We start from the raw sequence: 20,143 nt of genomic DNA on the forward strand, positions 1-20,143 counted from the left end.
GAGGTTGGTAACCCAGCCGGTCGTAGACTTTCAGGAGGCGATATGGGACGCACAATGGCGGAAAAGGTCTGGGCCGATCATTTGGTCAGAAAAGGCCAGGGAGGCGAGCCCGATCTGATCTACATCGATCTGCAGCTTATGCACGAGGTGACCAGTCCACAGGCTTTCGAGGGACTGCGCCTGGCAGGCCGGAAGATCCGTCACCTGGACCAGGTCATCGCCACCGAGGATCACAACACCCCCACCATCGACATCGATCGGCCCATTGCCGACAAGGTCTCGGCCCTGCAGATCTCCACCCTGGAGCGCAACTGCCGCGAGTTCGGTGTCCGCCTGCACCCGTTGGGGGATGCCGACCAGGGAATCGTCCATGCTTTTGCGCCCGTCCTGGGGCTGACCCAGCCCGGCATGACCATCGTCTGCGGTGATTCGCATACCTCGACCCACGGGGCTTTCGGGGCCCTGGCTTTCGGCATCGGAACCTCCGAGGTGGAGCACGTTCTGGCCACCCAGACCCTGAGCCTGAAGCCTTTCAAGACCATGGCCATCACTGTCCAAGGCCAGCTCAAGCCCGGCGTGGGCGCCAAGGACGTCATCCTGGCCGTCATCGCCAAGATCGGCACGGGTGGCGGCCAAGGGCACGTTCTGGAGTACCGGGGCGATGCCATTCGGCGCATGTCCATGGACGCGCGCATGACCATCTGCAACATGTCCATCGAGGCAGGGGCCAGGGCCGGGATGATTGCTCCGGACGAGACTACCTTCGCCTATCTGGAGGGTCGGCCGCACGCCCCCAAGGGGGCCATGTGGGATCAGGCCCTGGATTACTGGCGTACCTTGCCCACTGACCCGGATGCAGTCTTCGACAAGGAGGTCATTCTGGATGCCGACAAGCTGACCCCATACGTGACCTGGGGTACCAACCCCGGGCAGGGTCTACCCATTGCCGCTGATGTGCCTGTGCCAGAGAAGATCGCCGACCCGGCCAAGCGCCAGGCGGCCCAGGAGGCCATCGACTACATGGGCCTGAAACCGGGGATGCCCATCCGGGACATTGCCGTGGACACCGTGTTTATCGGCTCCTGCACCAACGGGCGCATCGAGGATCTGCGCGCAGCGGCGGCCATCATGAAGGGGCATCACAAGGCCAAGAACCTGCATCGCGTCCTGGTGGTTCCGGCCTCTTCGCGAGTTCGCATTCAAGCCGAGAAGGAGGGGCTGGACCGCATCTTCGAGGACTTCGGAGCCGAATGGCGCAACGCCGGCTGCTCCATGTGCCTGGGAATGAATCCCGACCAGCTGGTGCCGGGGGAGCGCTCCATCTCCACATCCAACCGCAACTTCCAGGGTCGTCAGGGCAAGGGCGGCAGGACGCATCTGGCTTCGCCCGAGGTGGCCGCTGCGACGGCCATCAGGGGAACCATCTGCTCCCCGGCCGATTTGTAGGCCCACCAATCATTCGTTATCGTCATCGCCATCCAGCAGGCAGGAGGTCATCATGGAGCCACTTTCCGTTGTAACCGGGGTCGGGGTGCCCTTGCGTCGTTCCAATGTCGACACCGATCAGATCATCCCCGCCGTATTCCTGAAGCGGGTGAAGAAGACCGGCTTCGAGGACGCGCTCTTCTACGCCTGGCGAAGGGATCCGAATTTCGTGCTCAACCGGCCCGAATACTCAGGTGCCCGCGTCCTGGTGGCCGGGCCAGACTTCGGCATCGGCTCCTCGCGCGAGCATGCGGTCTGGGCTCTGCGGGACTATGGCTTCCGCGTGGTCATCGCCCCCCGCTTCGCTGATATCTTCTATGGAAACACCGCCAAGAACGGGGTCCTGGCCGCCATTATGTCCCAGGAATCAGTGGAGTTGCTCTGGAAGCTCCTGGAGGAGGACCCCGGCACCGAGATGACCGTGGACCTGGGCGCTCGCACGGTCACCTGCGCGGATGTGACCCTGCCCTTCCAGGTGGACGACTATGTGCGATGGCGGCTTATGAATGGCTATGACGACATCGATCTGACCCTGCAGCACGAGGATGACATCCGTGCCTATGAGCGCATGCGGGCCGAGCGATTCCCCTTCAAGCCGCGTACCCTGCCGGCCCAGCACATGCCCGAAGAGCCGGTTACTTCAGCGAGGGAGGGCCAAATTAACTGGCCTGGACCCCTGGCTGACCGCGGCATCATCTGACCGACGGGCCGTGCGCCCTGATATGAAAGTCATTCGCCCCCTCTTCGCCTACCATGGAATGTGACAGTCATTGGTCGACTGTGACCGGTTGGCAAGCAAAGAGGGGCGATTATCATGAGGCACAGCAGCGGCGATGTGCACAGCTGGGGCGTTAGACAGGCAGTGAATGCCCTGAGTGCTTTTGCTTTTATCTATGTGGCCATCGAGACCCTGGCGGGTCTTTTGGGGGGCAAGGTGGTTCTGCCTGCTCTCTTCCCACACGCATCCAAAGAGCAATACAACGGTCCTTTGTCGGACTGGACAGTGGTTATCTCCGTTGTGCTTGCCCTGCTGTTTGCCTTGATCAGTCAGTGGCCGGTCATCGTAGGCCATGAACGGCATGGCCAGGACCAGGTGCGTTGGGTCACTGCGCGCCGGTTCAGTCTGCTGGCGTTGATCATCGCCTTGGCCTGCTTCTTCCTCAGTCAGCTGGTGGCCGGTGCAGCCAACTCCGGGCTGAGCGCCATTCTGTCCGGAACCGGTCTGCATCCGCCGGCTTCACCTGACGAGAGCGGCATGGAAACGCCGATCATGCTCTTCTATGCCATTCTTTTGGGACCCTTCGCCGAGGAGCTGGTCTTTCGCGGGATCATCATGAACGGCTTGCGCCGCTTTGGTCGAGTCTTCGCTATTATTACCTCTTCTCTGCTTTTCGGCTTCATGCATGGTTCCTTGGTTCAGGGCCTGTTCGGTTTTATTTCCGGCCTGGTTCTGGGCTATCTGGCCATGGAGTACGGGCTGGTCTGGTCCCTGCTGGTGCACATGCTCAACAATGCCTTCTCTTCAGGTCTGCTGGCCAAGTACATGCCCTTGGCGCCCGAGGTGGTTCGTATCGGACTAGGTCTGCTCATGATCCTGGTGCTGCTGACCGGAGTCGTTGGACTGCTGTTCAAGATTAGGACTCTCCGTGATTACTGCCGCAGCTATCGCGCTCCCAAGGGGATCTATGCTTCCTGGAGGGCGCCCTGGTTCCTGCTCTTCTGCCTGGCATGCCTGCTGATGGCCCTGAGCGAATTCGTGCCGGGGCTGGCCTGAGCGGACATTCGATAGCGCTGGCCCGTTGTCGGGATTATGTCGAGGGAAGGGCGGGGTCGGGCTAGACTCGGGTATGTAGTGTTGATATGAACGTGGGGAAAGGTTCGTGTCGCTGGACGCCCTTGACGGTCGTACGGTAGTGCATGAAGGGGAAGGATCATCGGCGGATGAGGGATGATGAGGATCGCGACAGCGGCAGCGAGTCTGCCGATGCCCAAAGCGATCAGGGGCGCTGGAAGGTGTCGCGCTCCTCTATTGCCCTCATGACTGCAAGCCACAGTGCCAGTAAGGACTACGCACGCCATTGGGATTATGAGGAAGGGTCCATCGACCTGCCGCCCTTGAGTCTGCCGGGGGAGGCCGTGGATGATGGCTTGGCCTACCCGGGGCGGATAGCCCATAGGAAGACAGCGGTTCTGGGTGATGACGGAGCTGGTGGCAAGGGGCACAAGGGTGCCATGCCAGTTGGTGAACGACCCTCGGTGCTTCCCGGATCATACAATTTTTTGAACTCGGTAACCATGGCCAGTCAACCGGAAGTTCCCGCATTTCCTCCGACAGACCAGCCGCTTGACGGGCAGAGCGGAAAGGATTCTGGCCAGGAGCCATCCCCGCGGCGCGTGGTGGTTCGCCGAGAGCTGGAGGCTTCGAAGGCCACTGGGACGGCCACAGAGACGTCAGCACAGCCGGAGCGGCCTGTGGCCAAGGTCGTCTGGTCCTGGACCAAGCCTGAGACGAGCAAAGGCCCGCTCTTCTCCTGGAACATGCCCAAGCGTCGTAAGCCGTCCACCAGCACCCGTGCAGGCAAGTCTGCAACTTCCGCATCGTCTGCCAATGCTGTCGGTTCCGCTGCTCTGGCACCTTCCAAGGTCGCGCAGGAGTCTTCAAAAGCTACCGTTTCCGCTCCGCCCGCAGTTGAACCAACTGAACCCAAGTCAGAGACTACGGTCGGGACGCCCTCGACCCCCGGTTCTCAGGATTCGATGCCTGCGAAACCGAGTTCGGAGGTCTCTGCACCCGCAACCTCAGTTCATGCGCCTGCGACACCCGTGGTATTCGCCGACCGGCCAGTCGTTGTCCGTCGTTCGGATGCCGACTGGGATTCCCTGGTCACTGGTTCATCGGCTTTAGGACAGAACGGCGCTGGTGCACAAGCCGAGGTCAGCGGAGCCGACCATCAGGGGCGTCGGGTCTGTTCGACTCCACGGGTGGTTGCCCAGCCTGCTGTAGTCGCCAGTGACGGCACCGGTGGTCGGGTCGTTTCGTCAAAGGCTATTGACGGACAGAAGGCTCATGCCGATCAGCCCGTGCAGGTCGGCCGAGAGCGCATTGCCGTTCAGCCTGCCTCCTCTGAATCTTCCGAGGCTGTGAATGCAGTTTCAGGAACGCAGTCGGTCGTTCAGTTCACGTCTTCGCCCACGTCCGTATCTTCTCCAGGCGCCTCCGTGGCTCTCGCCGCCAAGGCTGCCGAGGCTGCTGCAGCTGCTGTGAGTGCCAAGGCCGCAACGACGGACGCAACCAAGCCGTCCGGCTCTCCGCATGGTCTTCATCTCGGTCTTTCCGCCAGAGGTCATGAAAGGAGTGGGGGAACCCGTCGGTCGTCCAAGCGGCGGTCTGCTCGTAACCGCACCCGTCCTTCAGCCGAGTCGGCAGCTCCCAGAGTCGTTTCCAATGCTTCGGCAGAACCAGTCGCAGGAGCAAGCCGACCGGTGCCGGTCAGTTCGCAGCCGATTGTTGTTCCAAGTGAACTCGACGCTGCTACGCCAGCTGCTGCAGTTGCGGCCCAGCCCCAGGTTCAGGCGGAACCGCAGACGGCTAAACCAGCTGCTAAAAAGTCCACCGCCTACACAGCCAGTTCGGGGGTTCTCCATGCCGTCAACGGGCAGGCCGCCTTCGCTTTCGTCTACCTGGCTATATCCGTTCTGGTACTCATGGTCGGTTCAGGGATGATTCTGCCTGTCATCATGGAGCAGGTCAAGGACCCCAGATCCATAGCCTTCCTATCCGACGGGATCACACTCCTGTCGGTCCTATTGGCGCTGACCTATGCCTGCATTTCAGAGTGGAGCGTTATTCGAGGTGAGGATCAGCGAGGACAGGATGCCGTCCATTGGCGCACAGATAGAAGGATGACGCTGGCGTCTCTGCTGGCCCTTGTAACGGTGCTCCTGCTCGGCCAGGGGATGGTCCATGAACTGAACAAGTTCCTCAACCACTTCTGCCTGCTTCTGCACATCCCCTCCTTGGCCTCGCGCAGCCTGCTGGTCACAGGCGCCTCCTCGCCGATGATGGCCCTGTACGCCCTCCTGGCGGTTCCCCTGGCTGAGGAGCTGGTGTTCCGTGGCATCATCCTCAACGGGCTGCGTCGGTTTGGCCGAGTCTTTGCCATTGTGACTGCGTCCCTGCTCTGCGCCCTGCTGCAGTGTGATCCGGTCTCGGGGCTTTGGATTTTCCTGCTGGGGCTGGCATTGGGGTACTGCTCCCTGGAGTATGGTCTGTTCTGGGCCATCGGAGCCCGCGTGGTTGGCGATCTGCTCTTCAGCGGCCTGCCCAACCGTTATCTGATGAGCGCCCCGCGAACTGCCCGCCTGTCGGTTTTGGCAGTGGCTCTGGTCCTGGTTCTGGCTGGGTTGCTCATGTTCTTCCTGCACCGCGCCAGCCTCTTGGATTACCGGCGGCGCTATCGAGCACCCAAGGGAACCTATGTGTCCTGGAGGCAGCCCTGGTTCCTGCTCTATTTGCTGCTCTGCCTGCTGCTGACAATCTTCAAGTTCGTGCCCGGCCTGCTCTAGAGCATGACGCATGGGTGCCGCCGGTGGTGGCGTAGACTTGGACCAGCTGGAGGTCGGTGCTGAACGGCCAAACCTGCAGAGGATCATGAAAGGGCATGGTGACATGGGGCAGACAGCGACGGCAGCCGAGGCGTCAGGGACTGGGCATACTCAGAAGCCCAGACGCGGCACGGCGAATCGCGCATGGATGAGCGCGGCCAGGGAAATGCTCAACCGTCAGGCCGCCCTGCTGCTGGTCTATCTGCTTATCATCAACAGCGTCGGCCTTCTGCTCGGTGTTCTGGCTCAGATGGAGTGGAATGCCGTGTTTGATCCGGTGCCTGCCCACTCCGGATTTATATATGTGATGAGCCATGCCGACAAGGAGTATGGGGGCATCATCAATCTGATCGCCGCTTGCACAGGCCTCTGCTTCCTGGCTTTCACGCGGCGTCGGCAGATCTGCGATTCCGGTCCTAGTGGAATCTTCCACACTGATCTGCATCCCATGACATGGCAGGTTCTGCTGGGATGCTTTGCGTTGACGTTGACCGGGCAGACCCTGGCCGACTGGTATCAGTCAGGTATGGACTGGACAGTGGCGCGGTTGGGAGTGCAGCAGTCCTGGACCACGACCGAGCAGATCCAGCAGGCTTCGGGTACCATTCCCATGTTTATTTACGTCGGTTTACTGGCCCCCGTCATCGAGGAGCTGGTCTTCAGAGGGGCCATCCTGCACGCGCTGAAGCCCTATGGCCACGTCTTCGCCATCGTCACCTCCGCCGTCATGTTCGGCTTCTTCCATGGCGATCTTGGACAGGGGTTCTTCGCTTTCCTCATGGGTCTGCTTCTGGGCTATCTGGCCTGCGAATACTCCATCTTCTGGTCCATAGCCCTGCATGTGTTCAACAATCTGGTCGTCAGCGACGGGTTGGAACTCCTCATGGGGTTTATGAGCGACAACATGTCCTCCTACATCAACGTGCTCATGATGCTGGCAGGCATGCTGGCGGCCGTCCTGGTGCTCTACCTGGGCCGTCATCGGATTGTCGCTTTTCTGCGGGAAAATCGCACCTATACGAATGTCTACGGCGCCTGGGCCTGCCCATTCTTCATCATGTTGCTGCTGATCATGGGTTCCACGATGCTGACCCCCTTCGTTTCAACCGGCGCCTGACCAGTATCTGACGGGGTGGACGCTCTATGCCTGAGGCGACAATTCACGGTGTCCCCACACCCCCTGTGGCAGACTTGCAATAAGGGCCGACGATGTGCCAAAGCCCGGCTCTGAGCGGATACGAGAAAGAAGCCGATAAATGCCCAAGGTGAATACACAGGATGATGTGCTGCATGTGGTGGGCGGCAGGCCCCTGCATGGCACCATACAGGTCCGCGGGGCCAAGAACTTCGTCAGCAAGGCCATGGTGGCTGCCCTTTTGGCTCCGGGCGTCTCAGTACTCAAGAATGTGCCCGTAATCCGCGATGTCCAGGTGGTCTCAGACCTGCTGAGGCTTCACGGTGTCAAGGTGGACGTCCGTCCCCAGGAGGGCGTGGTCACCATCGACGCCAGCCATGTGGAGCTGGCCGATGTGGCCGATGTGGACACCCTGTCGGGCTCTTCCCGCATACCCATCCTCTTCTCCGGACCGCTCCTGCACAGGATGGGAGAGGCGTTCATCCCCGTTCTGGGCGGCTGCCGCATCGGCAGCAGGCCCATTGACTTCCATCTGGAGACCCTGCGCAAGCTGGGGGCCAATGTAGACAAGGAGCATGAGGCCGGCATCCATATCACAGCGCCAGACGGCCTGCATGGGGCTAAGATTCACCTGCCCTACCCCTCGGTGGGCGCGACGGAACAGACCCTGTTGGCGGCAGTCCTGGCCGAGGGGCGTACCGAGCTGTCAGGAGCGGCTACCGAGCCCGAGATCATGGACCTGGTGGCGGTTCTGCAGAAGATGGGCGCACAGATTTCCGTGGACGTGGACCGGACAATCCGCATCGAGGGGGTGCCCTCCCTGAAGGGCTTCACCCACACCTCCCTGCCCGACCGGATTGAAGCAGCCTCCTGGGCTTCCGCCGCCCTGGCCACCCATGGCGACATCATGGTCAAGGGCGCTCACCAGCCCGACATGATGACCTACCTGAACGTCTTCCGCAAGATCGGCGGCCAGTTCGATGTGCGCGACGACGGTATCCGCTTCTGGCATCCGGGCGGTGACCTGCGCCCCGTAGCCATCGAGACCGACGTGCACCCCGGGTTCATGACCGACTGGCAGCAGCCCCTGGTGGTCGCTCTGACCCAGGCCAAAGGTCTTTCCATCGTTCACGAGACCGTCTATGAGAATCGCTTCGGCTTCACCAAGCCGCTGATTCAGATGGGTGCCACCATCCAGCTCTACAAGGAGTGCCTGGGGTCCCTGCCTTGCCGCTTCCAACAGCGCAACTTCAACCACTCTGCCGTCATCTTCGGGCCCACCCCGCTGACCGGCCAAGACATCGATGTGCCCGACCTGCGTGGCGGCTTCAGCCACCTGATCGCCGCACTGACAGCCTCCGGCCCCTCCACCGTCCACGGCATCTCCCTGATCGACCGCGGCTACGAGGACTTCCGCGACAAGCTGCTGGCCCTGGACGCGCAAATCGACTGATCCGGCAGACATAGATGGCTTCCAAAGGCAAACCCTCCCCCCGGTCTGCGGTGTCCGCCCTGTCCGACCAGCAGGTGGACCTGCTGGCCCAACGGCACAAGCTGGTGGATCCGACCCGCTACTATCCCACTGGACACCGCACACCGGCCCTGGACGAGATAGATGGTCAGCACCCTGTGGGGACCACCCGTCTATTGCGCGGGGTCTCCCAGGTGGTGCGCGACTCCTGCCGGGTCTATGCCTGGGGGCTGGAACGAGTGCCGCAGGCCGGGCCCTTTATCACCGCAGCCACCCATGTGACCCAGTTTGATGTTTTCATTCCTATGATGGCCCTCTTCCACCTGGGTCGTCGCCCCCGCTATATGGCCAAGGCCGAGATGGCCCATTGGCCCCTTATCGGCAGCTGGTTCCGCATGGTGGGCATGCAGCCGGTCGAACGCAAGTCCGGCAAGGCCAGGTCGATTGAGGAAGAGTCAATCAGTATCATCACCTCAGGCAGACCGCTGACCATCTGGCCCGAGGGGACCGTGACCCGTGACCCTCTGAAGTGGCCCATGTCGCTCAAGCCCGGGGTGGGATTCATCGCCTTGGAAGCCTCGCGGCAGCTGGGTCACATGGTTCCTCTTTATCCCAGCATCACCTGGGGGGCGGCTTCGATCAATCACAAGTGGCCCTGGCCTCGCAAGAACGTGGTCATGTGCTATGACCGGCTCCTTGATTATTCCGACCTTCTGGAAGACATGGATCAGTGGGGTGCGGAACCTCCCAAGCAGTCCGTGCACGCCCTCTGTGTTCGCCTGCGCAACCGGATGGAAGAGGTCATGGCCGAGATTCGTGGCGAGAAGCCTCCGGCGGCTGGATATTTCGATTATGTGACCATGACTCGTCGGCCCAGAAGCGAGCAATAAGGCCGGAACCCACCTCCGACTCCTCCTGCCTGGCAGTGGTGTCATAGGATGGTAGAGACAAGAATGAGGCTGCTGGTCGGCGTTCCCGTGCGCACGGCATTATGCAAAGGAGAATGATGACGAAGATTGCGGTATTGGGAGCAGGCGCATGGGGAACCGCTTTTGCCCAGGTACTGGCTGACGCAGGCAACCAGGTGGTCATGTGGGACATCGACCCGGATGTCGTGGGCGAAATCAACAGTCAACATTCGAATACTCGCCGTCTGCCGAATGTGAAGAGGCTGCCCGATGCCATCAGCGCTGAGGGTGACCGGGCCGAGGCAGTCTCGGGGGCAGAGATCGTGGTTGTTGCCATATCCGCCCAGCACGCCTGTGAGGCCTTGACGGAATTCAAGGGTCTGCTGGGTCATGATGCCATTGCGGTTTCCCTGATGAAGGGGATTGAACGGGGCACCGACAGGCGGATGGACCAGGTGGTCTGCCAGACGCTGGATCTGGACCCAGCCAGGTTTGCGGCCGTCTCCGGCCCCAATCTGAGCAAGGAGGTGGCCGCCCGCGAGCCGAGCGCCACTGTGGTCGCCAGCGCGGATGCCGGTACCGCCATGAGAGTGGCTCGTGCATGCACGACCGACTATTTCAAGGCCTTCGTTTCGGACGATGTGATCGGCCTGGAAATGTGCGGGTCGCTGAAGAACGTCACTGCACTGGCCGTGGGGATGTCACGGGGGGCTGGGTTCGGGGAGAACACGGCCGCCATGATCCAGGCCAGGGGGCTGGCTGAACTCACCGCCCTGGGGGAGGCCTGCGGTGCCAAGTCCAAGACCTTCGCCGGTCTTGCCGGGGTAGGCGACCTGGTGGCCACCTGTGGGTCGTCCCTAAGCAGGAACTACACTTTTGGCTTTAATCTGGGTCAGGGCAAAAGCATCGAGGAAGCCACTCGCGTCAGCAAGGGTGTCGCCGAGGGTGTGCCTACCACCGATGCTGTCGTGGCCCTGGGCAAGCGCTACCAGGTGGCGACCCCGCTGGCTACAGCCATGAGCCATGTGCTGGATCAGGGCCTGAGCTGCCGAGGCATGATCGACGAGCTGTTCGGCGGGCAGATCACTGCAGAGTGAGTCTGGCGGCCATCAGAAACTTCCGAAGGCTATAGGGGTGCGAGAGCTGTGAAGCCGGTGCTAACAATCCTTTGATCGGCGATAAACATTTTTCGAATCAATTGCGCGTCTGACTCATCTGGTTCCTACCTCAGCACCATCATGCCTGTTCGTGCCAAGCTTGTGGATGAGCGGCCCCGACCAGGTCTTGCTGCCCGCCAAGGGGATATTCTGCTGTCTTGAATGATGTATCTGCCCGGGCAGGTGCCTGAGCTGAGGTTGGAATTCATGTCCAGGATGAGGAAAGCCGAGGAATGATGGTCAGGAAACGTGTTGTGGTGCTCTATGGCGGTCGTGCCGACGAACATTCCATATCCTGTGTGTCGGCGGCCGGCGTGCTCAATGCCATTGATACCGAACGATACGATCCCATCCCCATTGGCATCACCAAGGACGGCCGATGGACCATCGGCGGCCAGGATCCCAGGCAGTGGGGTCTGGACGATGCCAGTCTGCCAACCGTGCAGATAACTGAAGGCAGCCGTCCGATTATTCTCGACATGGCCCGTGGCAGGGATGGGTTTCTGATCGGAGACCATGCCGACCTGGTCTCTGAAGCCAAGCCTTCCAAGGCCTTCGATTCCCTGGAGCCCTTGGGACATGTGGATGCGGTTTTCCCGGTGCTCCATGGCCCTTACGGTGAGGACGGCACCCTGCAGGGCCTGCTTGAAATGATGGGCCTGCCCTACGTCGGATGTGGGGTCTTCGCCTCTGCCGCATGCATGGACAAGCACTACACGAAGATCCTATTGAGCCAAGCCGGCATACCTGTGGCTCCTGGCATCACCATAGATTCCCGTGAACAACGGGCCGGGGCCGACCTGCTGACCATTGTGGAGAAGGCAGAGCTGCATTACCCGCTCTTTGTCAAGCCCTCTCGCGCAGGATCCAGCTTTGGTGTGGTCAAGGTGGAAGAGCCTCAAGCCGAAGCCCTGGCTGCTGCGGTCGCCGAGGCGGCAAAGCATGACTGGCGGGTCCTGATAGAGGAGGGCATTGAAGGGCGGGAGATTGAATGCGCCGTGCTCGCCTCAAGCAAGGACAGAGAGCCCCGTACAGCCTGGCCTGGCGAGGTGGTGCTGGACAAGGCTGATCAGGACGAGGCCTTCTACGACTTCGACAGCAAATATGTGGATTCCTCCGCCTCCCACGTGGAGGTTCCTGCGCACCTGCCAGAGGAGACTCTTCAGAAGGTTCGCGACCTGGCTGCCAAGGCTTTCAGAACCGTGGATGGTGCCGGTCTGAGCCGTGTCGACTGCTTTGTGACGCCCGAGGGCAGGGTCATTGTCAACGAGATCAACACCATGCCTGGCTTTACGCCTATCTCCATGTATGCCAAGGCTTGGGAAGCCACAGGGATCACCTACACCGATCTGATCACCGATCTGATTGAGGGTGTATCGGCCTGACGCTGGAGTTGCCTGCGGAGTTTGAGGCTTCTCGCGAGAAGAGGGAATGCCACTCTTGCGTTTCTTCTAATCTTCAATGTCTTTTGTCGGGAGCTCGGCCTCCTGAACCAGGTAGTCCTGGCCGGCCAGTGCGCGGGTGGCGGCATCCTGCATATCGGCGGCGATGACACCCTGCTTGGCGAACATGACCACCTGGCCCTTGATGCCATAAGGGGTGAAGCCCTGGAGCTGGACAATGGGCGGGTTGGATGGCATGGCCATGCCTTTGGTTGCCTGAGCCACCACCTGTGCAATGGAATGGGAGGACCTGGCTATATCGGCATCCCCTCGCAGAGTGAAGGGAACCGTGGTGGCGGCCTCGCCCGCCTCGGTGATCTTCTCGAGTGCCGTGGTGTTGAGGATGGAGTTGGGGATCAGCAGCTGGTTGCCGGTCCTGTCGATGACAATGGTATGGCGCCAGGTCACATCGCGGACGGTTCCGGTGGTGCCCTGGATAGTGATGATGTCACCGGGCTGGACCACCTTGCTGACCATGAGTCCGAAGCCGCCGACGATGTTGGCGATTGTATCCTTCAATCCGAAGGAGAGGGCCAGGCCGCTGACGCCCAGGGCGGCGACCACAGTGGATGGGTTGATTCCGAAGACGGGTTGCAGGACTGTGGCAGCGGCGAAGATCCAAATCAGGGCGCGGACGATGTTGACGAAGATGGAGGCACTGGGCAGGTTGGTCCGTTCCAGGGCACGCCGCATAGCCGCCGCTACGATTTTGGAGATCAAGGCAGCGCAGACAGCCACGACAATCAGAAGAATGATTTTTCCGAAATTCTGACGGAACCAGAAGATGACGGCATCGCTGAAGCTGGAGATGGCCTGTTCGGACCTTCCCATGGGATCCTTATTCGCAGCGATGCTTGTGCTGGCAAACTTGACGGTCGGATTCATGAGGCCTTGTCCTCCGGCTCGTTTCCGATGCCCTCCGTTAGCGGCTTGTCCATCCACATGTGCGGGCATCCCTCGTCTTGGTCGTGAATGCCCATGTCCCTATATCCTAAGGACTCATAGAAGCCCTCCACCCGTTCCTGGGCATGGAGGGTGAGCCGGTCGGCTCCGTGGTTCCGAGCGGTTTCCTCAGCCTTGCCTACCAAATTGGCGCCCAGATGCTGACCGCGGTAAGGCTTCAGAACCGCCAACCGGCCAAGGGTCCATGTCTTGTCGCGGTCGGGGAAGATTCGGCATACCCCGACGGGCTTATCCCCGTCATAGGCCACGATGTGGAGGCTGACATCGTCGGTTCGATCGAACTCGTTGTGAAAGCCCTGCTCCTCCACGAATACCGCCTTGCGAATAGCCTTGGCATCCTCAGGAATGGCCTCGCTCACCTCATACCGCATGCTTCCTCCTCGCCACGGTCCTTCGCTGCCTCCAATCTACCAAGCCTGACCCTCGGCGTGAATGGATGTCCGCAACCGGATGACGAACGGTACGTGTAGCTGTAAGCTGTCTGACCCAGACGATTACATGGATGGGGACTCTGCAAGCAGTGCGAGCTTGCAGCAGCGACACTGAAATGACGCGGGAACGATGGGATGGCCATGGATAAGGACTCGAAACTGACGGATATGGCTGGCGGAGCTGGCAAAGGGAATCAGCGCTCGCAGATGGAGAGGATGCTTGCTGGTGAGCTCTATGATGCCTCGAATCCTGAATTGGGCCAGCTACGGGTCAAGGCCCACGAACTTTGTCGTCTGTTCAACGCATCTTCCGAGCAGGAGCATGACCTGCGCAGTCGGCTCTTGGACGAGTTGGTGCCCGGACACGGTCAGGACGTCGATTTTATGGGTCCTATCTACTTCGACTATGGATGCTTCACCAAGCTCGGCTCGCGCATCTTCGCCAATTTCAACTTCACTGTTCTGGATACCTGCCCTGTACGGATTGGCGACGATGTGATGATCGGCCCCAACGTCACCCTGGCCACCCCACTGCATCCACTGCGGTGGCAGGAGCGGAATCTGAGGCGCCATGAGGATGGCTCCCTCTATGACTACGAGTTTGGTGCTCCGATCACCATCGGCTCCAACTGCTGGCTGGCATCGAATGTGACTGTGGCCGGGGGAGTGACCATCGGCGATGGGGCGGTCATCGGGGCTGGATCCGTGGTCACCCATGACATCGCGCCTGACTCCCTGGCCGTGGGCGTGCCTTGCCGGGCAATTCGGACCATCACCGAGGCTGATCGGATGGAACTGCCAAGGGAGGGCTGAAAGCCTTCTGATCTGGCACAGCATCCATGCTGGCCAGCTGCTGGGCTATGGTCTGCGGGTCTCCGCCCGGGCAAGCTGCCTGAATGCGCCCGTCCTGAAGGAAGATGACGCGGTGGGCCCGGGCGGCGACATTGGGGTCGTGGGTCACCATGAGGATGGTCTGGCCGCTTCGGACGGCCAGGTCGAAGAGGTCCATGACCTCCCGAGAGCTATGGGTGTCCAGGGCGCCGGTGGGCTCGTCGGCCATGATGATCTCCGGGCTGGCAGCCAGAGACCTGGCGATGGCCACGCGCTGCTGCTGGCCACCACTCATGTCGGCCGGATAGGCATTGGCATACCCCTCCAAGCCGACGTTGGACAGGGCGGACAGGGCCGCTTGGGCGGAGATTTTCCTGCCGCCGAAGAGGCTGGACAGCATGGTGTTCTGCAGGCAGGTGAAGGCGTTGACCAGGTTGTAGTCCTGGAAGACGAAGCCGATATGGTCGCGCCGGAGTCTGGTCAGCTCCCTCTCTTTCATTCGCGTCAGGTCCTCACCGGCGATGGCCACACTGCCCTGCCTGACTTGGAGCAGTCCAGCGGCGCAATAGAGAAGGGTCGATTTGCCGGCGCCTGAAGGACCCATGATGGCCGTCCAGGTCCCAGCCTGACATTCCAGGCTGATTTCGTCCAGCACTCGGACGCCCTGCTTCTGCCGCGTTCCGTAGTCGTAGGAGATCTTGTCCAGAATGAGTGGGGTCTGTGCGTATGGATCCTTAGCCATCCGATGCTGCATCGTTGCCTTCCTTTCGATCGTTTCCCGCCTGGCCTCTATCTCTATAAGACCATGGTGAGAGCTCCGCTCAGGGTGTTTTCAGGGTTGAATCGGGGACAGTTCAGGGTGGTATCCATAGGATTCGCATTTGCTCCTGAAGGGTATGTATCGTGAATGTAGAGGGGTCGTATCTCTTGCCGGAAGGGGGATTGATGGGCGGCTCGTCATCAGGATGACAGGGATTCAGTGATTGCTTATTTCCTTGGAATTGCAAGGATGCAACCGTCGGTTGACGGAAAATATCGGTGTCTTTGCCGGGCGCAACCCAAAGCTGGTGGCGGTCGGAGCCCTGCACGCTTCATCATGGTCTCGTTGCTGGTTGAATCGGCATTCTGTCGATCGGGAGAAAGAACATTATGAGTTTCAGAACCAACGTGCAGTATCTGCGTTCGCAGCGGAACATGACTCAGGAGCAGCTGGCCATGCTGGTGGGGGTGTCCCGTCAGGCGGTGTCCAAGTGGGAGTCGGACAAGGCATATCCTGAGATGGATAAGCTCCTGGCCATCTGCGACCTTTTCGGCTGCACCCTTGATGATCTGGTACTGGGCGATGTTCGGCATCCGGGTTCCGGGCAGCGTGCTTCCAGGTCGGACCATCAGGAAACCACCCAGGCGACTTCGACAACACATGCGACTATGCCCCCCGTCCAATCTGCTATGGAAGACGTGACCGGCTACGCATCCTTCAGCAATGTCTACAGTCTGCGTATGGCTTTCGGCATCGCCCTTATCATGCTGGGACTGGCTTTCGGTGGTCTCTTCGCCGGAGTCAACCAACCGACTGACACGCAGAATGGTCTGGCCTTTCTTGCTCTGATGGTTGGCATCGTCCTGGGCCTGGCCTGTCTCATACCGGCGGTTTCCGCCAGGAAGGACTTTCGCCGCAGGCATCCCTATGTGGCGGATTTCTATACCGATGAGGAGCGCTCGCGAGTCTATCGGCAGACTACCTGGGAGCTGGTCTGCGGTCTGGCTGTCGTGCTCTTGGACGTGGGGATCAACTCTGCCGGATACCTGATCTGGGACTGGTCCGATCAAGTCAGAGGGTTTGTCTTCTTCCTTCTTCTGGCTCTCGGGGTCTTTCTGCTGGTCCACGCGGGAACCAGCCATAGGATGATGAACCTCCGTGCCTACAACAGGCAGGTTGATTCCCCCGATGATGGTCGCTGGGATACCTATCGTTACGAGCACCGGATAAGCAATGCCATCAGCGGAACCATCATGGGCCTTTGCACGCTGGTGGCCCTGACCATGCTCTTCTCCGGCAATTATGACAATCTCTTTGGTTGGCGCATTCCATTCTGGGCCATCTGGATCATCGGCGGGGTATTCTGCGGAGTACTTCAGTCTCTGATCGGCATCTTCCGCAAGCCTCCCCGTGCCTGAGACCGTTAATTTGCCTTACTTAGCGGAATGTAGTAATCTAACAAAGTTGTGTGTTCATCCGTAGCCTTGCGTTGCGGGCAAGAACACCTGGGACGACTTGGAAAACAACGTAAAGGAAGTCATCATGGCAGCTCGTTGCGCGGTGTGCGGCAAGGGCCCGCAGACCGGTTACAGTGTTTCTCATTCGCATATCCGGAACAAGCGCATCTTCCGCCCCAACCTGCAGTCGGTGCACACCACTGTTGACGGTCAGAACGTGCGTCTGCGCGTCTGCGTCAAGTGCCTCAAGGCAGGTAAGGTGCAGCGCGTCGCCGCCTGAGTGCGGTTCGTCGGTCGTATTGGGACCCCCGGGGGCAAAGCTCCGGGGGTTCTTGTCATTCCGAGGGATGATGGTCGGCGCTTGCGGGAGGTGATCGGGTATGTCGGCAGTGGCTCGTGTTGGTCTGCACAGCACCGTGGCCTCGCTGGTGGCCAATAGACGTCGGGTGAGCGCTCTCAAGGCTCTGGGCGTGGTCACGGTCGGGGATGCGCTGACCTACTATCCTTTCCGCATCACCGAACCCATGCAGGTCACCACTATTGCCGGCATCCGGCTGGGCGAGCCCTGCGCCTTCGCCGCCCGGGTTGACCAGGTACGTCTGGTGCCATTGAGCGGTCACCGGGGCTTTCGGTTGGATGTGATGGTGGACGATGCAGCCTTCGTCAGCAGCCACGGCGGCACTCCACTGGCGGTCAGGCTGGTTTTCTTCTCTCATAAAAAGCCCTATATGGACTGGATGGTCCGTCGGCTGCAGGTAGGAGCGGATCTGGTCGTGGCCGGTGAGCCCGGTGTCTACATGGACCAGCTCCAGTTCACTCATCCCGAGACGCTCATTGTTGCCGATGCCAATCAGGAGGTTTCCGCGAACGCTTCTCGGCCCGATGCGGCCAGCCTTGACGAGGCTCTGGAGCGCGTTCGTCGGCCGCGGCCGGTCTATCACGCCAGCTCACGAATCTCCTCGGACCATATTCACGATGTCATTCTGGGTTTTCTGCGTCTGCTGGCACAGGTCGATGATGCATCTGAACCCATGCCCCCAGTCGGCGCCGCCGAAGAGGAGCAGGCCAGTGCTGAGGTTCGCATCAATCCGGAAGCGCTGGGCCGGGCCATACCTGATGTGCTGCCCGAGCAGGTCCGTGTTGACCAAGGGCTGATGCATCGTGCCCGTGCCCTCTTGGGCATGCATGCCCCCGACAGTCCTGACGACTTCGCTGCGGCGCGTAAGACCCTGCGCTACGAGGAGGCCTTCGTCTCGCAGACAGCTCTTCTGCAGACCCGCAGCCAGACCCAGCAGCAGCCCACTTATCCATGTTCGGATTCGGGCGCTGATCGTCCAGGCACTCTGCCCGCCCGTTTCATCGACTCCCTGCCATTCCAACTGACCGATGGCCAGCGTCAGGTCATCAACGATATAGGCGTCGACATGGCCAAGGATCAGCCCATGCAGCGGCTTTTGCAGGGCGAGGTTGGTTCTGGCAAAACCGTGGTGGCCCTGACAGCCATGCTCCAAGCGGTCCAGGCTGGTCATCAGGCTGTCTTGGTGGCTCCGACCCAGGTGTTGGCCGAGCAGCACTATGCCTCCATCGGCGGCATGCTTAAGGCCATGGGCACCGATGTAACCGCCACTGCCGTAGAAGGCCGCCATAAGCCTGTGGACAACGTCACCATGATCCGTATGACGGATCAGCTGGTCCTGCCTCTGGTGCTGCTGACCGGAGGTATGAGACTGACCCAGCGCCGCTCTGCCCTGGCTGTCTCGGCCTCGGGCCGTCCCTGCATTGTCATCGCCACCCATGCGGCCTTCTCCAAGACCTTCCAGGCTCCCAATCTGGCTCTTACCGTCATAGACGAGCAGCATCGTTTCGGGGTTGAACAGCGTGAGGAGCTGCGTCGCAAATCCGAGCGGGTTCCCCACCTGCTGATCATGACCGCTACGCCCATCCCGCGCACAGCCGCTATGACCTGGTTCGGAGACCTTGACATCTCAGCTCTGACCGAGCTGCCCAGCAACCGAAAACCGGTCCGCACGCACGTCATTGCCGAATCTGACGGAGCGACCATGGGTGCCATGTTCTTGCACCTGCGTCGACGGATCGAGGCTGGGGAGCGGGCTTATGTCATCTGCGCCCGCATCGACGATGAGGACGATCCCTCGCCTGCGTTCGACCACCCTGACCAATCTGGCGAAGCCGATTCCCAGCCTCAGCTGTTGGTCGATGAGGACCAGGGGAGTAGCCAGCGTCCGCCTCTGCACTCGGTAGCTGAAATGAGCCAGCGCCTGGCGGCCCTGCCGCAGTTCCAGGGCATTGCCATGGCCACGCTGACTGGCCGGGATGACGATGCCACCAAGAATGCTGTCATGGCGGACTTCGCCTCGGGCCGCACGCCCCTGCTGGTGGCCACCACTGTGGTGGAGGTGGGAGTGGATGTGCCCCAAGCATCCTGCATTGTCATCTTCGATGCCGATCGGTTCGGGCTCTCCCAGCTTCATCAGCTACGCGGCAGGGTGGGACGCGGCGGCACAGACTCCTGGGCTTTCCTGATCTCGCGTGCCCCTGCGGATTCCCCGGCTGCCGAACGGCTTGATGTCATTCGTGACACCACTGACGGGGCCAAAATCGCCGAGGAGGACATTCGAATCAGGGGAGCTGGCGACGTGCTGGGTGATGCCCAGTCCGGCGGACATTCCTCCCTGAAGCTTTTGCGGGTGGTTACCGACGCGCCCATGATTGCCCGTGCCCGAACCCAGGCAGGCCAACTCCTGGAATCCGACCCTACCCTGGCCGGGCAGCCCGAGTTGGCTGGCGCCGTTCTGGACTTCATGAGGGGCAACGAAGGTTTTCTGGTCTCCAGCTGAAAGGACAACGGACCATATGCACATCATCGCCGGCCGCTTCAAGGGATTCCCCATTCCTGCAGCCCTCAAGGGCACCCGGCCCACCACCGATCGGACCAAGGAAGCCATCTTCTCCCACCTGGAGTCCGAAGGCCTGCTGCCCGGTGCACGAGTTCTTGATTTATTCGCCGGTACCGGGGCTTTGGGATTCGAAGCCCTATCTCGCGGGGCCCAGAGCCTGGTGGCTGTGGAGTCTTCCGGCCGCGTCGCTGGACTGCTGTCTCGTTCGGCTGCAGGGTTGCGTCATCATCCAGCCTGGGATCAAACCATGGATATTCGGGTCAGCAGAAACCGTGCCGAGCGATTTGTTCGTCCCCTCTCCTCCGGTCATGAGGATGCTGGCCTGTCGGAGGCCTGCTTCGACCTGGTCTTTATGGACCCGCCCTATGATCTGTCGACTGCGGATTGCCAAAGCATTATGACCGGCCTGACTGGCCGCGGTATGGTGGACGATAGGGGCATGATCATTCTGGAGCGATCGACACGCACCCCGTCGCCCTCGGCTCCTGAAGGATGGGCCATTGATCAGGTTCGCACTTACGGAGAAACAGCGGTTTACTATCTGACAGCCCGCTGAATCTCCCGCAAATTTGACGGCTGA

16 protein-coding genes and 1 pseudogene are annotated in these 20,143 nt (G+C 60.7%); 14 read left to right on the forward strand and 3 right to left on the reverse strand.

Translation table 11 applies throughout. The features are described 5' to 3' along the window. The first annotated feature begins 42 nt into the window (after positions 1-42). The 9 genes from leuC (at position 43) to P272_RS0100900 (ending at position 12,146) form a co-directional block, all read left to right on the forward strand. The gene (leuC, locus tag P272_RS0100860; RefSeq protein WP_029677684.1) at positions 43-1,446 is read left to right on the forward strand and encodes a 3-isopropylmalate dehydratase large subunit; all 1,404 of its coding nucleotides are present in this window, start codon (positions 43-45) and stop codon (positions 1,444-1,446) included. Between the two features lie 52 nt (positions 1,447-1,498). Then, positions 1,499-2,185 (forward strand): 3-isopropylmalate dehydratase small subunit, encoded by a 687-nt coding sequence (gene leuD / locus P272_RS0100865; protein ID WP_029677685.1) that lies wholly within the window; start codon positions 1,499-1,501, stop codon positions 2,183-2,185. Positions 2,186-2,299: 114 nt separating this feature from the next. Next, positions 2,300-3,259 carry a CPBP family intramembrane glutamic endopeptidase gene (locus P272_RS08775; protein ID WP_052323072.1) on the forward strand — a complete coding sequence of 320 codons (960 nt, stop codon included), beginning with the start codon at positions 2,300-2,302 and terminating at the stop codon, positions 3,257-3,259. A gap of 167 nt (positions 3,260-3,426) precedes the next feature. Next, positions 3,427-6,051 (forward strand): CPBP family glutamic-type intramembrane protease, encoded by a 2,625-nt coding sequence (locus P272_RS0100875; RefSeq protein ID WP_029677687.1) that lies wholly within the window; start codon positions 3,427-3,429, stop codon positions 6,049-6,051. 10 nt (positions 6,052-6,061) lie between these two features. Further along, positions 6,062-7,207 carry a CPBP family intramembrane glutamic endopeptidase gene (locus tag P272_RS08780; protein ID WP_081708973.1) on the forward strand — a complete coding sequence of 382 codons (1,146 nt, stop codon included), beginning with the start codon at positions 6,062-6,064 and terminating at the stop codon, positions 7,205-7,207. A gap of 139 nt (positions 7,208-7,346) precedes the next feature. Beyond that, complete coding sequence (gene murA / locus P272_RS0100885; RefSeq protein WP_029677689.1) at positions 7,347-8,678, forward strand: UDP-N-acetylglucosamine 1-carboxyvinyltransferase; 1,332 nt, start codon at positions 7,347-7,349, stop codon at positions 8,676-8,678. 14 nt (positions 8,679-8,692) lie between these two features. Further along, complete coding sequence (locus P272_RS0100890; RefSeq protein WP_029677690.1) at positions 8,693-9,586, forward strand: lysophospholipid acyltransferase family protein; 894 nt, start codon at positions 8,693-8,695, stop codon at positions 9,584-9,586. A gap of 113 nt (positions 9,587-9,699) precedes the next feature. After that, entirely contained in the window at positions 9,700-10,701 is a 1,002-nt protein-coding gene (locus P272_RS0100895) for an NAD(P)H-dependent glycerol-3-phosphate dehydrogenase (RefSeq protein WP_172636680.1), read from the forward strand. A gap of 296 nt (positions 10,702-10,997) precedes the next feature. Next, on the forward strand, positions 10,998-12,146 hold the full coding sequence (locus tag P272_RS0100900; protein ID WP_029677692.1) for a D-alanine--D-alanine ligase family protein: 1,149 nt from the start codon (positions 10,998-11,000) through the stop codon (positions 12,144-12,146). Between the two features lie 66 nt (positions 12,147-12,212). Here the strand turns inward: P272_RS0100900 and P272_RS0100905 are convergent, their stop codons facing one another. Next, positions 12,213-13,034 carry a mechanosensitive ion channel domain-containing protein gene (locus P272_RS0100905; protein WP_044097682.1) on the reverse strand — a complete coding sequence of 274 codons (822 nt, stop codon included), beginning with the start codon at positions 13,032-13,034 and terminating at the stop codon, positions 12,213-12,215. A gap of 50 nt (positions 13,035-13,084) precedes the next feature. After that, entirely contained in the window at positions 13,085-13,537 is a 453-nt protein-coding gene (locus tag P272_RS0100910; RefSeq protein WP_029677694.1) for a GNAT family N-acetyltransferase, read from the reverse strand. A 228-nt stretch (positions 13,538-13,765) separates the two neighbouring features. Here P272_RS0100910 and P272_RS0100915 point away from each other — a divergent pair, with 228 nt between their 5' ends. Beyond that, positions 13,766-14,410, forward strand: coding sequence for a sugar O-acetyltransferase (locus P272_RS0100915; RefSeq protein ID WP_044097683.1), 645 nt, complete (start codon positions 13,766-13,768; stop codon positions 14,408-14,410). On the opposite strand, the gene P272_RS0100920 is transcribed toward P272_RS0100915, so the two are convergent. Beyond that, positions 14,370-15,170, reverse strand: coding sequence for an ABC transporter ATP-binding protein (locus tag P272_RS0100920; RefSeq protein ID WP_044097684.1), 801 nt, complete (start codon positions 15,168-15,170; stop codon positions 14,370-14,372). The two genes, P272_RS0100915 and P272_RS0100920, sit on opposite strands and share 41 nt — an antisense overlap. A 407-nt stretch (positions 15,171-15,577) precedes the next feature. On the opposite strand from P272_RS0100920, the gene P272_RS09510 reads away from it, so the two are divergent. The 4 genes and pseudogenes from P272_RS09510 to P272_RS0100940 form a co-directional block, all read left to right on the forward strand. Next, positions 15,578-16,606 carry a helix-turn-helix transcriptional regulator gene (locus tag P272_RS09510; RefSeq protein ID WP_029677697.1) on the forward strand — a complete coding sequence of 343 codons (1,029 nt, stop codon included), beginning with the start codon at positions 15,578-15,580 and terminating at the stop codon, positions 16,604-16,606. 124 nt (positions 16,607-16,730) lie between these two features. Further along, the gene (gene rpmB / locus P272_RS0100930) at positions 16,731-16,925 is read left to right on the forward strand and encodes a 50S ribosomal protein L28 (RefSeq protein ID WP_029677698.1); all 195 of its coding nucleotides are present in this window, start codon (positions 16,731-16,733) and stop codon (positions 16,923-16,925) included. Positions 16,926-17,025: 100 nt separating this feature from the next. Further along, a complete protein-coding gene (locus P272_RS0100935; RefSeq protein ID WP_029677699.1) occupies positions 17,026-19,503 on the forward strand; it encodes an ATP-dependent DNA helicase RecG in 2,478 nt (825 codons plus the stop codon). Between the two features lie 10 nt (positions 19,504-19,513). Next, positions 19,514-20,119 (forward strand): annotated as a pseudogene (locus P272_RS0100940) (RsmD family RNA methyltransferase); the annotation flags it as partial. Positions 20,120-20,143 lie beyond the last annotated feature (24 nt).

This window comes from Bifidobacterium sp. 7101 (assembly GCF_000499285.1).
Taxonomy (GTDB): domain Bacteria; phylum Actinomycetota; class Actinomycetes; order Actinomycetales; family Bifidobacteriaceae; genus Bombiscardovia; species Bombiscardovia apis_A.

Bases quoted from the DNA above. Each gene is read 5' to 3' on its own strand.
- leuC (WP_029677684.1), top strand. From the start codon at position 43: ATGGGACGCACAATGGCGGAAAAGGTCTGGGCCGATCATTTGGTCAGA.
- leuD (WP_029677685.1), top strand. From the start codon at position 1,499: ATGGAGCCACTTTCCGTTGTAACCGGGGTCGGGGTGCCCTTGCGTCGT.
- P272_RS08775 (WP_052323072.1), top strand. From the start codon at position 2,300: ATGAGGCACAGCAGCGGCGATGTGCACAGCTGGGGCGTTAGACAGGCA.
- P272_RS0100875 (WP_029677687.1), top strand. From the start codon at position 3,427: ATGAGGGATGATGAGGATCGCGACAGCGGCAGCGAGTCTGCCGATGCC.
- P272_RS08780 (WP_081708973.1), top strand. From the start codon at position 6,062: ATGGGTGCCGCCGGTGGTGGCGTAGACTTGGACCAGCTGGAGGTCGGT.
- murA (WP_029677689.1), top strand. From the start codon at position 7,347: ATGCCCAAGGTGAATACACAGGATGATGTGCTGCATGTGGTGGGCGGC.
- P272_RS0100890 (WP_029677690.1), top strand. From the start codon at position 8,693: ATGGCTTCCAAAGGCAAACCCTCCCCCCGGTCTGCGGTGTCCGCCCTG.
- P272_RS0100895 (WP_172636680.1), top strand. From the start codon at position 9,700: ATGATGACGAAGATTGCGGTATTGGGAGCAGGCGCATGGGGAACCGCT.
- P272_RS0100900 (WP_029677692.1), top strand. From the start codon at position 10,998: ATGGTCAGGAAACGTGTTGTGGTGCTCTATGGCGGTCGTGCCGACGAA.
- P272_RS0100905 (WP_044097682.1), bottom strand. From the start codon at position 13,034: ATGGGAAGGTCCGAACAGGCCATCTCCAGCTTCAGCGATGCCGTCATC.
- P272_RS0100910 (WP_029677694.1), bottom strand. From the start codon at position 13,537: ATGCGGTATGAGGTGAGCGAGGCCATTCCTGAGGATGCCAAGGCTATT.
- P272_RS0100915 (WP_044097683.1), top strand. From the start codon at position 13,766: ATGGCTGGCGGAGCTGGCAAAGGGAATCAGCGCTCGCAGATGGAGAGG.
- P272_RS0100920 (WP_044097684.1), bottom strand. From the start codon at position 15,170: ATGGCTAAGGATCCATACGCACAGACCCCACTCATTCTGGACAAGATC.
- P272_RS09510 (WP_029677697.1), top strand. From the start codon at position 15,578: ATGAGTTTCAGAACCAACGTGCAGTATCTGCGTTCGCAGCGGAACATG.
- rpmB (WP_029677698.1), top strand. From the start codon at position 16,731: ATGGCAGCTCGTTGCGCGGTGTGCGGCAAGGGCCCGCAGACCGGTTAC.
- P272_RS0100935 (WP_029677699.1), top strand. From the start codon at position 17,026: ATGTCGGCAGTGGCTCGTGTTGGTCTGCACAGCACCGTGGCCTCGCTG.